This window comes from Duganella sp. HH101, from assembly GCF_001758795.1.
GTDB lineage: Bacteria > Pseudomonadota > Gammaproteobacteria > Burkholderiales > Burkholderiaceae_D > Rugamonas > Rugamonas rivuli.
In genome coordinates, this window is sequence record NZ_LRON01000001.1 from 556,830 (window position 1) to 571,816 (window position 14,987).

Annotated in this window: 11 protein-coding genes; 3 read left to right on the forward strand and 8 right to left on the reverse strand. The window is 66.1% G+C overall.

All coding sequences use genetic code 11. From position 1 onward, the window contains the following. Positions 1–747 (forward strand): class I SAM-dependent methyltransferase, encoded by a 747-nt coding sequence (locus tag DUGA2_RS02060; RefSeq protein ID WP_070266938.1) that lies wholly within the window; start codon positions 1–3, stop codon positions 745–747. Here DUGA2_RS02060 and DUGA2_RS02065 read toward each other — a convergent pair. From DUGA2_RS02065 to DUGA2_RS02085, 5 genes are read right to left on the reverse strand one after another with little or no spacing between them, the layout of a single operon-like run. After that, the gene (locus DUGA2_RS02065; protein WP_070266939.1) at positions 744–1,910 is read right to left on the reverse strand and encodes a hypothetical protein; all 1,167 of its coding nucleotides are present in this window, start codon (positions 1,908–1,910) and stop codon (positions 744–746) included. The two genes, DUGA2_RS02060 and DUGA2_RS02065, sit on opposite strands and share 4 nt — an antisense overlap. A gap of 2 nt (positions 1,911–1,912) precedes the next feature. Beyond that, on the reverse strand, positions 1,913–3,397 hold the full coding sequence (locus DUGA2_RS02070) for an MBOAT family protein (protein ID WP_070266940.1): 1,485 nt from the start codon (positions 3,395–3,397) through the stop codon (positions 1,913–1,915). Further along, positions 3,387–4,460, reverse strand: a complete 1,074-nt coding sequence (locus DUGA2_RS02075) for a glycosyltransferase (RefSeq protein ID WP_070266941.1) — start codon at positions 4,458–4,460, stop codon at positions 3,387–3,389. The genes DUGA2_RS02070 and DUGA2_RS02075 overlap by 11 nt, the downstream gene beginning before the upstream one ends. 10 nt (positions 4,461–4,470) lie before the next feature. Next, positions 4,471–5,916, reverse strand: coding sequence for a lipopolysaccharide biosynthesis protein (locus tag DUGA2_RS02080; protein WP_070266942.1), 1,446 nt, complete (start codon positions 5,914–5,916; stop codon positions 4,471–4,473). Positions 5,917–5,925: 9 nt separating this feature from the next. After that, entirely contained in the window at positions 5,926–8,007 is a 2,082-nt protein-coding gene (locus tag DUGA2_RS02085) for a glycosyltransferase (RefSeq protein ID WP_229214565.1), read from the reverse strand. 98 nt (positions 8,008–8,105) lie between these two features. On the opposite strand from DUGA2_RS02085, the gene DUGA2_RS02090 reads away from it, so the two are divergent. Together DUGA2_RS02090 and DUGA2_RS02095 are read left to right on the forward strand one after the other, a co-directional pair. Continuing rightward, complete coding sequence (locus tag DUGA2_RS02090) at positions 8,106–9,401, forward strand: putative O-glycosylation ligase, exosortase A system-associated (RefSeq protein WP_070266944.1); 1,296 nt, start codon at positions 8,106–8,108, stop codon at positions 9,399–9,401. Next, entirely contained in the window at positions 9,398–10,288 is an 891-nt protein-coding gene (locus DUGA2_RS02095) for a polysaccharide deacetylase family protein (RefSeq protein ID WP_070266945.1), read from the forward strand. Before DUGA2_RS02090 ends, DUGA2_RS02095 begins: the two co-directional genes overlap by 4 nt. Here the strand turns inward: DUGA2_RS02095 and DUGA2_RS02100 are convergent. The 3 genes from DUGA2_RS02100 to DUGA2_RS02110 are packed head-to-tail and all read right to left on the reverse strand — an operon-like array spanning position 10,265 to position 14,912. Then, a complete protein-coding gene (locus DUGA2_RS02100) occupies positions 10,265–12,097 on the reverse strand; it encodes an asparagine synthetase B (protein WP_070266946.1) in 1,833 nt (610 codons plus the stop codon). The genes DUGA2_RS02095 and DUGA2_RS02100 overlap by 24 nt on opposite strands. Beyond that, positions 12,094–13,332, reverse strand: coding sequence for a pyridoxal-dependent decarboxylase, exosortase A system-associated (locus DUGA2_RS02105; RefSeq protein ID WP_070266947.1), 1,239 nt, complete (start codon positions 13,330–13,332; stop codon positions 12,094–12,096). The genes DUGA2_RS02100 and DUGA2_RS02105 overlap by 4 nt, the downstream gene beginning before the upstream one ends. Beyond that, positions 13,332–14,912: an acyl-CoA ligase (AMP-forming), exosortase A system-associated gene (locus tag DUGA2_RS02110; RefSeq protein ID WP_070266948.1), complete on the reverse strand. Its 1,581-nt coding sequence runs from the start codon at positions 14,910–14,912 to the stop codon at positions 13,332–13,334. Before DUGA2_RS02110 ends, DUGA2_RS02105 begins: the two co-directional genes overlap by 1 nt. Between the last annotated feature and the right edge of the window lie 75 nt (positions 14,913–14,987).

Below are 14,987 nucleotides of genomic sequence, written 5' to 3' on the forward strand. Positions count from 1 at the left end.
ATGCCCATCCTTTCCTACACCGCGCTGAGCTTGCTGTTGGCGATCTCGCTCTATGCGCTGCACAAGCTACGCAGCATGCACATCATGATGTACGACGTGCGCGACCAGGCGCACCACGACCAGGCCGGCCTGTTCCGGCAGCTGGAGGCCCTGCAAGGTCTGTACATCGAACTCGATCTCCGCCACAGCCTGCCGCCGACGCGGGGCTGGGCCGCGTCGCCCGACTTTCTGCTGGAAGTGGCCCGCCATGCGCGCACCCTGCGGCAGGCGACTGTGCTGGAGTGCAGCAGCGGCGTTTCCACCCTGGTGCTGGCGCGCTGCATGCAGTTGAACGGCGGCGGCAAGGTCTACAGCCTGGAGCACGACGTGCATTTCGCCGCGCAGACCCGCGCCCAACTGCGCCGCCACGGCCTGCAGGATTTCGCCACCGTCATCGACGCGCCGCTGACGCCCTACGACCTCGACGGCCTATCCTGGCCGTGGTACGACCTGGCGCAGTTGCCCGCGCTGCCAAGCTTCGATCTGCTGGTGATCGACGGGCCGCCGCAGGCCACCCGCGCGCAGGCGCGCTATCCGGCCGGTCCGCTGCTGTTTCCCCGCCTGGCCGCCGGCGCCGCCGTCTACCTCGACGACGCCGCGCGGCCGGACGAGCAAGCCATCCTGCGCCGCTGGCGCGAGGAGTTTCCGAAACTGGCGCAATCGTCCCCGGGCTGCGAAAAAGGCTGCGCCGTGCTGCGGGTCGGCTAGCGCTCCGCCGCCAAGGCGCGCGCGATACGGGTCTCCTCGGGATGCGCGCTGTGATAGCGCTCGCGCGCGGCGCGCATCCTGGCCAGATGGGCGGCCACGTTGTCGCTCCGCAGTTCGACGCCGAAATCGGCCTGCGCCTCGCCGCCTCCGAACATCCGCGCCAGGATCATGGCGCCGACATTGCTGCGGTAGTGGGACGTTTCCCAGTAGTACAGCATATCGGACTGCTTGCTGACCTGGGGAACGGCCTCCGTGGTCACGCTGTTGAAGCCGGAAAAATCATGGACGCGCACATCGCAGCCCGCCGAACGATGCCGCTGCGCCAGCTCCGCCAGGCCGGTCTGCCAGGCTTCCATCGCCGGCCATTTTCCGGCCCAGTACAAGCCGTCGATCGTCATCGCGTGCGTGGGGTTGATGTACAGCCGAATGACGGTCCCGGCCTTGCACAGGGCGGCCACGCTGCGGTCCAATGCCGCGGTCGCCTCGGCGGTCGGCCCCGCGCCACGGATGAATTCGCGGACTCTGGGCGCCACGGCCGCGCCGGTTCCCCCCAGGCTGTCGATACGGTCGCGCACGCAGACACCGTCGCGCTGGCCATACAACGCCAGACTCGAATGGCAGGCACTGCCAAAGGTGCCGCGCAGCAAACGGATGGAATCGGCCGTCATATCGAAGCTCAACGCCCGCCTGGCGTTGAGCAGCCCGCGCCGCCACAGGTACAGCGGGCCGTCGGCCACCAGTTCGCGGTCGAAGTCCGTGTTGCCGATCTCCATGGAAAACGATGGCGCATCGATGCCCCAGACCACGGTTTTCAGCTGCCCGACCTGCGCCGCGTGGCGCACCATCGCCATCGCATCGCCCAGCGACGCGCCCGACAGCGCGCCATTGAACACATCCTGGCCGGCAAAGGCCATCGCGCGCGGAGGCAGGCCCAGCTCGGTACGGGAATTGCCGACATACAGCACGGCGGGCTTGAACTTGGCCAGCGCGTAGGTCTTGCCCCAGGCGCTCAATTTTTCCCGGCCCGGCTGCAAGCGCAGCACTTGCGGCGTCTGCCATTGATGGGTCAGGTAGGGATCGACCAGATAATTCAACATCGTCACCGTGCCGATCACCAGCGCACTGCTGCCACAAAAGACGGTAACGTAACTGCGCGGATCCATGATCAAAATTGGAAATAGAGGAATTCGCTGACCCGGTTCATGCTGAACACGCAGGCGAGAAACAGCATGGAAAACGCCAGGCTCCAGTAACTGTGCGGGCGCCAGCTCCACAGCAAGCGGTTTGGCGTAGCCAGCAGTTGCTCGATGCACGGCGCGTAGTGGCGAAAAATCTGCTGCGTGTTCGGCGCGGCAAAGGCCAGGACCATGGCCAGCAGCAACGCCGGCACCGCGACGCCGCTGAAGTCGATCCAGCGTATCCCCCCGAAACTGCAGCCAGCCGGGAAATAGGATGCGTACGCTTCCAGTCCGTGCGGCAAGGCCACACCATTGCCTCCCACCATGGCGAGCAGGATATCGCCGGCGGTCGACAGGTCCGGCGCGCGGAACACCACCCATGCGGCCAGCACCGTGAAAAAGGTCAGCATCCGCCCCCACCAGCGCGGCGGCCCCTGCCCCGCCAGCGCGACCCAGCCGTGATACACCATCAGATACACGCCATGCAAGCCGCCCCACACCACGAACGACCAGCCTGCCCCATGCCACAAGCCGCCCAGCAGCATGGTCAACATCAGGTTGCGATAGCGGCCATGGCGATTGCCGCCCAGCGGCACGTACAGATAGTCGCGCAGGAAGCGGGACAAGGTCATGTGCCAGCGACGCCAGAATTCGGCGATGTTCGCGGCTTGATACGGGGAGTTGAAGTTGAGCGGCAGCTTGACGCCGAACAGCCGCGACAAGCCTATCGCCATATCCGAGTAGCCGGAAAAGTCGAAATACAGCTGAAAGGCGTAGGCCAGCGCGCCTATCCAGGCCTCCACCAGCTGCGGGTGCGCATCCACGGCGAACACCGGGCCGGCCAGCGTCGACAAGGGATCGGCCAGCAACACCTTCTTGGCCAGGCCGACGACAAAGATCGACAAGCCCACCGCCACATCGGCCGCGTTCAAGCCGGGCGGCCGTTCGAACTGCGGCATCATCTCCCTGTGATGCAGCACCGGCCCCGCGATCAGGTGCGGGAAATAGCTGACGAACAAGGTGTAGTGCACCAGGCGATACTCCCCGGCCAGCCCACGATAGCAATCGACCAGGAAGGCGATCTGCGTAAAAGTGAAGAACGAGATACCGATCGGCAGCAGTACCTCCCAGCCCTGCAGATGCGCGCCCGCCAGCGCATTGATGCTGCCGATAAAGAAATTCGCGTACTTGTAATACCCCAGCAAAGCCAGATTGGCCGCCAGCGCGAACACCAGCCAGCGTCTGCGCCGCGCCGCGACGGCCGCCAGCATGCGTCCAGCGACCCAGTAGTTGAAGAGTATCGACGCCATCAGCAGCGGCAGATAGCGCACATTCCAATAGCCGTAGAAAAACAGCGACACCAGCGCCAGCCACCCGGCAGCCCAGCGCGGCCGCGCGCGCGCCAGCAAGGCGTACCCGGCCAGCACGAGCGGCAGGTACAGGAACAAGAATCCCGAAGAATTAAACAGCACGGCGCGTCCCCTGTTCCCGCCGCGTTCTGTGATACAGCTCGGTGTAGCAGGCGACCATTTGTTCGGCCACGCGCTGCCAGCTATAGCGTTCGACCAGCGCCCGCACGGCCACCCGGTCCGGCGGATTGCCCAGCAGTTCCAGCACGGCTTGCCGCAGGCCCGACGCATCATCCCAAGGCAACTGACGCAAGGCGAAGCTGCTATCGGGAAGGTTGAGCGCGCTCTCGTTCGTCATCACCACCGGCGTGCCCGCCGCCAAGGCCTCCAGTACCGACAGCGGGAATACTTCGCCGTGACTGGGCAAGGCCAGCACCGAAGCGCTGGCGTAGGCACTGGCCAACAAGGGATCGTCATGTTCCAGCTGGCCCAGCCAGCGCACCCGTGGCGCCGCCAGCAGCTGCTGCAGATAATTCTGGTGCTGGCGTTGCGCCCTGCCGATCAATACCACCGGCAATTCCGTCGATGCCAGCGCGTGCACCAGCCCCAGCTGATTCTTGTAGGGAGAGATCGCCCCCACCATCAGTACAAACGGCCCGGTCAATCCCGTGCAGCGCCGGAACTCCTCCTGCCGCGCACCGAAGAAATGAGAGCTGATGCCGTTGGGAAGCACGCGTATCTTGGCCTGCGGCGTATGAAACGCGCTGACGATGGCGTCACGCTCCGCCGGCCCCAGCGCGATCACCAACTGCGCCAGCTGCAAGGCGCGCTTGGTCTGCGCGTAGCTGGTCTGCACGGTCCACCCCGTCAGGCGACCGGTCAGGCGGTCCGCCAGCCTGGCGCGCATGCCGTCCATCCTCGTCCAGCCCGGAGACAGCAGGGCCGACAGCACGACCGGCACGCCGAGGTCGGCAGCCAGCTCCACCAGCCGGTGATTGCCGTTGATTGCAGAGAACACGTGGATCAGATCGAACTGATCCAGGCGCTGGCGATTGGGATCGACCAATTCCACCTCCAGCCCCGGCGCGGACTGCGCCTGCAAGGCATCGAGCGTCGAGCGCACCTGCACCTGCAGGCCGCCCTCGCGCTGGAACAACATGGGATATGACAGGACGCCTATGCGCATATACGATCCCTTATTTGCCGAGCATTGCCCACGCCTTGCGTCCCGCCAGCGTGCATTCGGCGGCCAGTTCGTGCCGGAAGCACAGTACCGCCGCCAGCCACGGCAGCAAGGCGGACAGCGCCGCGATCATCAGTTGGTTCACCGCGTACGCCGCTTGCATCGGATACCAGGCGACCAGCATCAACGGCCCGCACAGGCTGACGGACGCAACCAGCGCGCTGCACCTGACCGCGGCAAGCAAAGCCCACAGCTGCAAACCCGCCAGCCGCCGCAGATACAGAAACGTCCAGCAGCTTCTGAACACCGCGCCGGCCACCACGGCCCAGGCCACCCACTCCAGGCCGAATGGCGCCGCCAGCAGCACGGCAACCACGCGCACCGGCACCGACAACGCTTCAAGTTTGGTCTGTGTACGCACAGCCCCCATCGCCACGAACAGATATCGCGCCATGCTGAACATGCTATACAAGGCACTCGACAGGCATATGACGCGTATCAATGGGACGCATGCGTCCCACTGGTCGCCGTACAGCACCCGCACCACGTCCGGCGCCATGATCGCCACAAAACCGAAGAACGGCCAGGCCAGCACCGTCATGTAGCTGGCCGTGGTCAGGTAGACCGGCCGCAAGTCGCCGTCCGCGCGCGCCTGCGCCGAAAACAGTGGAAAGATCACCGGCGAGATGGCGCTCGTCACCAGTTGGTTGAACACATTCACCACCCCCTGCGCCTTGCCGAAAATACCGACCTCGGCCACACCCATCATCTTGCCGATGATCAGGTCCGGCGCTGCGATGCCGAGCTCGTCGATAACGCTGCCTGCGGTGGAGATGGAGCCAAACGACAATATCGCCTTCATCCCGCGCCGCGCCGGCAGCCAGGGCAAGCCGCGCGGCCAGCAGCAGATGCTCGCCATCAGCGCGCCGACGGTGCCGGCGACGGCGCCCCACACCAGGCTCAAATAGCCATACCCGAGCCACGCGCAGCCAACGGAAACGAGCAACTGCGTCAAGCTGCTGGTGATGTTGATCCCAAAGATCGCCGAAAACCGCATCTGCCGCCGCAGATACGGCAAGGCCAGCGAGCTGAAAGGGATCAGCAGAAAATTGATGGACAACAGTTGCAGCACCATGTTCAAGCGCGGATCGCGGTAGAAGCGCGCGGCCAGGCCGCTGCTGAGCAGCACCACCACCGCCAGCGACCATGCGACGCACAAGCTGGTGCCCAGCGCCGCCCGCAGCTTTTCCTCGGTCAGCTGTTTTTCCTGAATCACGTAAGGCCCCACGCCGAAATCCCGCACCGCCTGCGCCAGGCCGGCCAGCACGGCGCCGATGGCGTAGACGCCGATCTCGGCCGGCGTAAGCAGCCGCGCCAGTATCATCGTCCCAACCGTGTTCAGCACCAGCAAGGTGTATTTCTCGGCGAACGAGATCAGGAAGGACCAGCGCGTCTGCATCGCCGCGCCTCAGATCAGCTGATCATAGAAGGCAAGCACCTGCTTGCCCACGACCGTGCAGCTGTAGCGGGAGACCGCCTCGTCCCGCGCCAGCCGCCCCATGCTTCGCCGCCGCCCGGGGTCGTCGAGCAAGCCCGCGACGATGGCCGAGGCCGCATCCAGATCGTGCGCCGGCACCAATACGCCGCCCTGGCTGTCGCGCAGGATGTCCGCGCTGCCCGGCACATCGGTCGCCACCACGGGCACGCCGCAGGCCATCGCTTCGATGGTGGCGATGCCGAAGCCCTCGTTCCGGCTCATCAGGATGTGCAGGTCCAGCGCCGGCAACACTGTTTCTATCGCCGCGACAAAGCCGGTGAAGACGACGTACGGCGCCAATCCGGCCAGGCGAACTGTTTCCTTCAGCTCCGCCTCCAGCGGCCCGCTGCCGGCCATCAGCAGATGCAGGCGCGGGTAGCGCTGGCGCAGCAATATGAACAGCTCCAGCAGCAGCATCGGCCGCTTCTGCTCGGAAAGGCGGGCCGCGGCGCCGATCACCAGCGCATCTTCCGGCAAGCCCAGCGCCGACCGGGCGGCGCGGCGCAAGGCTTCGCCTGGTTTGAAGCGGTCGGTATCGACACAATTCGGTATCACGGCCACGCGCGTGGAGGCCTGCAAATACGGCCGATAAATCGCCATGAAGTGGTCCAGCGCCGACTGCGATACCGCGTACACGCCGCGCACGCCATCAAAGGCTTGCCGCAGCAACGGGCGATGCCAGGCGCTGATCTCCGCCGCCGGGAAGGCGTTGTGCACGCTGACGACCGCGGGCAGGCGGCAGTAGCGCGCCAGCCACAACACGGAAGCGCCATAGTTGGTCCAGCACCAGGCCACATGCACCAGGTCCGCGCGGAAAGCCCGCAGCCGCCGCGCAGCCCACAGCCGCGCCCGCAGCAGATTCCAGCGCCGCCAGGCCCATTGCTCGAAGAACCGGGGCGGATCGAACTCCGCCACCGTGATCTGTTCGCGCGCCAGCTGCCTCGACCAGGCGTCGATGCCGGCGAAGCGGCGCAGCGCCAGGCTGCCATCGGCGCCGGCCTGGCGCAGATAGCGGACCTCCTGCGCCATGCGCATCTCCATCCCGCCCAGTTCGCCCGAGTAGCTGGTGATCAGCACCTGCCGCCCCGTGGCGCGCCGCCCAAGCCGGGCCTCGGCAAAATAGCCGCGCAGATAGGCCAGCTCCCAGCGCCGCCGAAACAGCCGGTCGCCGGCTCCCGTCAGCCGGGCCCGCAGATAGCCCAGGCACTCCAGCGCGTAGCGCATCAGCATCCAGCGCGGCACGCCGCACCATTCGGGGAAAGTGCCGGGACGGTCTTGCCGATACTTGCCCCGTCCGAAGCGCCACGCCTTGTCGAGCACGTAGGCGGCGGTCAGCTGATGCCTGCGGATGTAGTGCCCCACCCGCGCCTTGGGACAAAACCACGCCGGATAGCCGGCCAGCGCAAGCCTGCGGGTCAGTTCGGTCTCGCCGCCCATGGCATAGGCGCCGCCGTTGGGGCCTATCGCCGTGTCGTAGCGATAGCCGGCCGCGAACACCGCCCGCCGCATCGCCATGTTCGCTCCCCACACCAGCCCGGGAAAGACCGGGCCGTCCGGCAGGTCGGGGGCGGTCAGGCCGAACGTCAAGCCGGTCGGCACCAGCCGGGGCAGCCACTCGGGCGGCGCCTCCGCCCAATCGGGCGCGATGGCGCCGCCGAAGACGGCATAGCCGGGATGGGCGTCGGCGCAGTCTTCCCACTGCACCAGCCAATCCGGCGCGGGCGTCGCATCGTCGTCGCTGAAAATATAGAGGCCCTCGCCGCCGTCATGGCGCAAGGCCCATTCCACCGCCAGGTTCAGGGCCGCGTTCTTGCCCGGATGCGGGCTGCGCAGCAGATGCAGCGGCAGCCGGTCCTGATAGCTGGCGACCAGTGCGCCCGTGCCGTCGCTGCTGCCGTTCTCGACGACCAGCAACTGCCAGGCCTGGCGCGGCGCCTGCAAACGGCAATATCCCTCCAGCACCCTGGACAAGGTCTGCTCGCCATTACAAGTCGCCATGAGAACGGTCAACAAGGGCGCATCCTCCCTATCCTATGATTGCAGCACGTGACAATCCAGTGTAGTGACAGGCTCAATGGCATCGTTGAGCCGCATCAACGAGTTTCCCGGCCATGCGCGACATTCTGATCACCCTCATCGTCTTCGGCAGCCTGCCACTGATCCTGCGCAATCCCGTCAACGGCGTGCTGATGTGGGTGTGGATCAGCGTGATGAATCCGCACACCCAAGGCTGGGGCTTCGCCACCACCTTCCCCTTCGCCTTCATCGTCGCCGTCGCCACGCTGTTCAGCGTCGCCATCTCGCGCCTGCCCAAGGCGCTGCCGATGTCCGGCATCACGTTCACGATGATCACGCTGGCGTTGTGGATGAACGTCACCACCCTGTTCGCCCTGTATCCCGAAACGGCCTACACGCAATGGAGCAAGGTCATGAAGATCATGCTGATGAGTCTGGTAACGATGACGGTGATACGCAGCCGCGAGGATATCCAGCGCCTGATGTGGGTGCTGACCATGTCGATCGGCTACTACGGCGTCAAAGGCGGCATCTTCACGATACGCAGCGGCGGCGTCGACCGCGTCTGGGGGCCGGAAGGTACTTTTATCGGCGACAACAACGCCATCGCGCTGGCCCTGATCATGACCATCCCGTTGATGCACTACCTGCAGCAGCGCAGCGACCAGCGCTGGCTGCGGCACGGCCTGAGCGCGACGATGCTGCTGAGCGCGCTGGCGGCCATCGGCTCCTACTCGCGCGGCGGCCTGCTGGCGATCGCCGCCATGATCGTCTTCATGTGGCTGAAGAGCCGCCACAAGCTGGCCGGCGGCGCGCTGATCGTCCTGCTGGCGCCGCTGGCCTTCCTGTTCATGCCGGAGCGCTGGAGCGAACGCATGGACAGCATCGGCGCCTACCAGGAAGACGAATCCGCGATGGGCCGCATCAACGCCTGGTACATGGCCTGGAACCTGGCCAGGGACCGCTTCTTCGGCGGCGGCTTCGAGATCGCCGAACCGGGCGCCTTCTTCCTGTACGCGCCCAATCCCACCGACATCCACGCCGCCCATAGCATCTACTTCCAGGCTTTGGGCGAACATGGATTCATCGGGCTGGGGCTGTATCTGCTGCTGCTGGGCATGACCTGGCGTTCGGCGGCCTGGATCGTACGGCACAGCCGGAACCAGCCGGAACTGGAATGGGCACAGCAACTGGCGACGATGATACAAGCCAGTTTCGTCGGCTTCGCCGTCGGTGGCGCTTTCCTGAGCTTGCTGTATTTCGACGTCCCGTATTACCTGATGGGCGTCATCGTCTCCACCCGCCTGCTGATCGCAGGCCGGCAAACCGCAACGACTGCGGCCACGCTGGGCCACGTCGGCGGCGGGCGCCCCGCCATCGGGCAGCCATGAACCAGCGCCTGTCTATCCTGGTCTATCACCGGGTGCTCGCGCAACCCGATCCGCTGCTGCCCGAACTGCCGGACGCCCGCCTGTTCGACCGTCACATGGCCTTGCTGAAGCGCTGCTTCCGTGTATTGCCGGTCAGCGAGGCCGTCAGCCGCTTGCGCCAGGGAACGCTGCCGGCGTGGGCCGCCTGCATCACCTTCGACGACGGCTACGCCGACAACGCCGAATGGGCGCTGCCGGTGCTGCAACGCCACGGATTGTCCGCCGCCTTCTTCATCGCCAGCGACTACCTGAACGGCGGCCGCATGTGGAACGACGCTGTGATCGCCGGCGTGCGCCATGCGCAACAAGCAGTGCTGGAGACAGCGGCGCCAGGCTGCGCCGCGCTGCCGGTGCAGACGCTGCGCCAGAAGCAGCTGGCCGTAGACCGCCTGCTCGATGCGTTGAAATACCTGCCGCAGCGCCAACGCCATCAGCTGGCGCAAGGCATGGCGCCGGCGCCGGCCGAAGAATTGATGATGCGCACGCATCAGCTGCGGCAATTGCAGGCGGCCGGCATGGAAATCGGCGCGCATACGGCATCGCATCCGATCCTGGCGAAGCTGCCGGATGCCGACGCCTTGGCCGACATCGTCCGGGGCAAGACCGCACTGGAAGCCATCACGCAGACGCCGGTCGCGCTGTTCGCCTATCCAAACGGCAAGCCTGGCCTGGATTACGACCAGCGCCATGTCGCCATGGTCAAGGCGAGCGGTTTCACCGCCGCATTCAGCACCGTGTCCGGCGCCGCGGACGCCGCCAGCGATCCGCTGCAACTGCCGCGCTACACGCCGTGGGAGCGGGACCGTCCGCGCTTCCTGCTGCGCCTACTTGCGAACCGGCGCGTCTGACCTGGCCAGCCACTGTTCCAACATCATCAGCACCCACACCATCGTGCCGTGATAGGCCGGATGCTCGGCGATCAGCGTGCGCATCAGGCGGTCGATGAAGTCGGCGCGGATGATCTGCCGCTTCTTCAGATCGCTCAAACTATCGAGCACCAGCCCTTGCAAGCCCGCGTCACGCTGCAGCCAGTAGCCGAAAGGCAAGCCGAAGCCATGCTTCTTCTTGCGCAGTATCGCCGCCGGCAGATAACCGCGCAGCGCCCGCTTGAAGAAATAGCGCAGCCGGGTGCCGTTCAACTTGTCCTTCGGCGACAACCGCCCCGAGAACGCCAGCATCTCGTCGCTCAGGAAGGGAAACGCCACCTCCACGCCGCCCAGCTCGCACGCAAGGCTGACCTTGCGCAGATCGTTGTCGGCAAGCGTGTAGCGCAAATCCAGCGTCTGCATGCGATTGATCTGGCTCAGCCCCTTGCCCTGCCAATAGCAGTCGTTCAGCTGGCCGATCGGGCCGCTCTCGTCCACGCCGGCCAGGAAGTCGGCATGCAGCACCTCCGCCGGCCCATAACGCAGCAGCAGATTGTAGGTTTCCAGCCGCGCAGGCATGGGCATCAGCGCCTGCTCGATATAGCTGCGCGCCTTGCGCAACATCGTCAAGTCCAGCTGGCCCGCCAGGCCGAACAGCAAAGGCTCCAGCGCCACCTGGCGCAATGCCGACGGCAACTGTTCGTAGCGCGACAGCACGGCCTGGTGCGCATAGCGCTCGTTGCCGCCGAACAATTCGTCGCCGCCATCGCCACCCAGCAAGCGCGTCACACCGTCGGCGCGCGCCATGTTGGCGCAATAATAGGCGGGTACGGCGGACGAGTTGCCGAAAGGCTGGTCCGACGCGGCCGCGATGCGGGGTATCGCGTTGGCGACGTCGCCGGCCGTCACGTACAGTTCGTGATGATCGGCGCCGAAATGTCGGGCGGCAATGCGGGCGTAGCGCATTTCGTCATAGCCCGCGACATCGAAACCTATCGAGTAGGTACGCGGCGCCGTGCCGCTGACGCGGGCCAACATGCCCGCGAGCGTGGAACTGTCCGTCCCGCCGCTCAGGAAAGCGCCGGTCCTGGCGCCGCCGGACGCACGCCGCACCGAGCCCTCCAGCGTGCTCAGGAATTGCCGTTTGAGTTCGCCAAAGGGCATATTGCTTTCTTCCTGGTACTCCATCTTCCAATACTGGCCAGTCTCCAGATGGCCGTGCCGGTACTGCACATACTCGCCAGGCTGCAGACGGCGCTGGCCGCGAAACACGGTGCGCGGCGCCGGCACCGTGTGGAAATACAGATAGTTGTAGATGGACTGCGGGTCCAGCGTCTTCACTGCCATCGGGTGGGCCTGCAACGCGGCAGCCGATGAGCCGAACAGCACGCCCTGCGTCAGCTGTTGATAGTGCATGGTGTGCACGCCGCTGCGGTCGATGGCCAGCAGCAGCTGGCCGCCCGGCTCCGCCATCGCGCACACCGCGAACGGGCCGGACAAGGCCGCGCAAGCCTTGGCGCCGTGGACCTGCCACAGCGCGGCAAAACGCTCGGCAAGATTCTCGGCGCAACCATTCAACAGAGGACGTCCCCACACCGCCACCAGCACGCCGCCACTGCCGTGCACGCTGGCGCTGCCCGCCGCGGCCGCCACGGCGATGCCGCCCCGCTGCGCGGCGGCAATGCGAATCGGGCTATCGTCAAACCGCACCAGCGGCGCCGCCATGCCGGCCAGCAGGTGCTGGACCGCCGCGCCCTCCGCAGTACCCAGATAACCGCACAAACCACTCATACCAACACCTCCAAGGGCGCGGGATGGCCAAGAAACGCAGTCGGGCTCGCCGTCAACCCATAGGCGCCGGACTGCAGCACCACCACCAGGTCGCCGACCTCGGCGCGCGCCAGCTCCATGCGATCGGCCAGCAGATCCAGCGGCGTGCACAGCGGGCCGACCACCGACACCGTCTCACGCGGCCCGCCATGGACGCGATTGCCTATGACGACGGGAAAGTTCTTGCGGATCACCTGGCCGAAATTGCCTGAGGCGGCCAGATGCTGATGCAGGCCGCCATCGGTGATCAGGAAGGTCTGTCCATGCGAACGCTTGCGCTCCAGCACGCGGCAGACATAGATGCCGCCCTCGGCCACCAGATAGCGGCCCAGTTCGAGGATCAGGGTGGCCTGCGGCGAGGCCTGCCGCAGCAGGTGCTGGCACTGCTGCACGCCATCGGCGACGGCAGGCAGGTCGAGTGGGCGCTCGCCTGGGAAGTACGGCACGCCAAAGCCGCCGCCGATATTCAACATGCGCAGGGGCGCGGGGGCATGCTCTGCCAGACGCAAGGCTAGTTGTACGCTCAGCCGCTGCGCCTCGCAGATCGCCTCGGCGGAAAGATTCTGCGCACCGCAAAACAGATGGAAGCCATGGAAATCCAGGCCCAGCGACGCCAGCCGCCGCAGCATCGCCGGCACCCGCGCCGCATCGACGCCGAATTGGCGCGGGCCGCCGCCCATCTTCATGCCCGCCAGCTTCAGTTCGAAATCCGGATTCACGCGCACCGCCACGCGCGGCGTCATGCCCAGTTCGCCGCCCATGCGGGCGGCGCGTTCCATTTCGGGCTCGGACTCCAGATGCAGCAACACGCCCGCCGCCACCGCACAACGCAACTCCGCATCGCGCTTGCCCGGTCCGGCAAGACTGATGCGATCGGCCGGCATGCCCGCATCCAGCGCCACCTTCATCTCGCCGCCGGACGCCACGTCAAAGCCATCCACCAGCCCGGCCATCATCTGCACCAGCGCCGGCATGGGGTTGGCCTTGACGGCGTAGTGCAGATGCACGCCTTCCGGCAGCGCCTGCCGCAGCGTGGCGACGCGGGTGGCGATATGGCTGCGCTCATAGGCATAGAACGGCGTGCGGCCGACGCGCTCCGCCAGCCGCGTCAGCCGGATGCCGCCCAACTGCAGCACATCCTCCAGCACCGGGAACTGGTACAACGCAACGTGCTGCGGCGCATCCAGCGGCGCCATCACGGCTCGCACCGTGAGGCGGCCAGTTGATCGGCCAGCAGCTTGCGGTCGATCTTGCCGTTTGGATTGCGCGGCAACGGTGTCTGGCGGATCTCGACCGTCGCAGGCACCATGTAGGCCGGCAGGGCCTGACGGCAGGCCGCCAACAACGCCGCGCTGTCGACGGCGCCTTGCGGCATGGCGGCCGCGATCAGCGCGATGGACTGTCCCAGTGTCGCGTGCGGTACGCCCAGCGCGGCGGCCTCTGCAACCAGACCGGTCGCGTACACCACTTCCTCCACCTCGGTCGGACTGACGCGGTAGCCGGAGGTCTTGATCATGTCATCGCTGCGGCCAATAAAGTACAGATATCCTTCATCGTCGCAGCGCACGGTGTCGCCAGACCAGACCGCCAGTTCGGGCACCGGCAGGCCGCCCAGCCGGTCAGGCAGCGGACGGAAGCGCTCGGCGGTGCGCTGCGCATCGTTCCAGTAGCCCATCGCCACCATGGCGCCGCGATGCACGAGTTCGCCCGGCTCGTTGGGCGCGCAGTTCGAGCCGTCGCCACGCAGCACCAGGATTTCGGCGTTGGGAATCGCCTTGCCGATGGAATCGGGACGCCGGTCCAGCTGCTCCGGCGCCAGAAACGTGGAACGGAAAGCCTCGGTCAAACCGTACATCAGGTAGATCTGCGTGTACGGCAAGCTTTTGCGCAGCGCCGCCAGCGTATGCCGCTGCATGGCGCCGCCGGAATTGGTGATGTAGCGCAGCCGCTGCGCGTGGCGCCAGTCCAGCTCCGCCAGCTGCATCCACAGCGGCGGCACGGCGGCCAGCCCGGTGATGCGCTCATGCTGGACGGCGTCGAGGATGTCGCGTTGCAGCAGGTGGTTCAGCAGCACCGCGCAGGCGCCGACGGCAAAGGCCGTGGTCAGCTGGCTCAAGCCGTAGTCAAAGCTCAGCGGCAACACGCACAGGATGCGGTCTTCCGGCGTATTGCCCAGATAAGAAGAAACGCTCAGCGCCCCGGCCACCAGATTGCGGTGCGACAGCACCACGCCCTTCGGCCTGCCCGTGCTGCCCGAGGTGTACAGTATCGCCGCGACGTCGGTATCGATGCACGCATGCGGCGCCGGCTGTGGCGCATCGCGCATGCAATCGCGCCATGCCAGCAACTGCACCCCGTCCGGCGGCGCCAGGGATTCCATCGGCCCGATGACGATCACCTTGCGCAGTGCCGGACACGTCGCCAACGCTGCCGCCAGCAGATTGTAGCGCTCGCGCGTCGTCACCAGTATCCGCACATCGCAATCGGACAGGATGTGCGCGACCTGGTCCGGCTTCAGCACCGGATTGACCGGCACGAACACCGAGCCGGCCGCAGCCGCGCCAAACATGGCGACCACCGCCTCTTCACGCTTTTCCATGAAGACAGCCAACCGCTCGCCGCGGCCCAGTCCGTTGTGCACCCAGGCAGCCGCGGCCACCTGCACCATCTGCGCCAGCGCGACATAGTTCAGTCCGACGCCCTGGTACGACAGCGCCTGCCGCCTGGGCTCGCGTTGCGCCGACTGGAAAATTAATTGGTGAACTAACTGCGTCATGGCGACACCCCATAGAAGGACTGCCCTCTATGATTGAGATAAATCGCCCCTCGGTTCTTGATATCGCTCAAGCAT

What these genes read in the sequence shown, in the direction of transcription:
- DUGA2_RS02075 (WP_070266941.1), bottom strand. Translation starts at nt 4,460, where the DNA reads ATGCGCATAGGCGTCCTGTCATATCCCATGTTGTTCCAGCGCGAGGGC.
- DUGA2_RS02065 (WP_070266939.1), bottom strand. Translation starts at nt 1,910, where the DNA reads ATGGATCCGCGCAGTTACGTTACCGTCTTTTGTGGCAGCAGTGCGCTG.
- DUGA2_RS02095 (WP_070266945.1), top strand. Translation starts at nt 9,398, where the DNA reads ATGAACCAGCGCCTGTCTATCCTGGTCTATCACCGGGTGCTCGCGCAA.
- DUGA2_RS02110 (WP_070266948.1), bottom strand. Translation starts at nt 14,912, where the DNA reads ATGACGCAGTTAGTTCACCAATTAATTTTCCAGTCGGCGCAACGCGAG.
- DUGA2_RS02060 (WP_070266938.1), top strand. Translation starts at nt 1, where the DNA reads ATGCCCATCCTTTCCTACACCGCGCTGAGCTTGCTGTTGGCGATCTCG.
- DUGA2_RS02100 (WP_070266946.1), bottom strand. Translation starts at nt 12,097, where the DNA reads ATGAGTGGTTTGTGCGGTTATCTGGGTACTGCGGAGGGCGCGGCGGTC.
- DUGA2_RS02105 (WP_070266947.1), bottom strand. Translation starts at nt 13,332, where the DNA reads ATGGCGCCGCTGGATGCGCCGCAGCACGTTGCGTTGTACCAGTTCCCG.
- DUGA2_RS02080 (WP_070266942.1), bottom strand. Translation starts at nt 5,916, where the DNA reads ATGCAGACGCGCTGGTCCTTCCTGATCTCGTTCGCCGAGAAATACACC.
- DUGA2_RS02090 (WP_070266944.1), top strand. Translation starts at nt 8,106, where the DNA reads ATGCGCGACATTCTGATCACCCTCATCGTCTTCGGCAGCCTGCCACTG.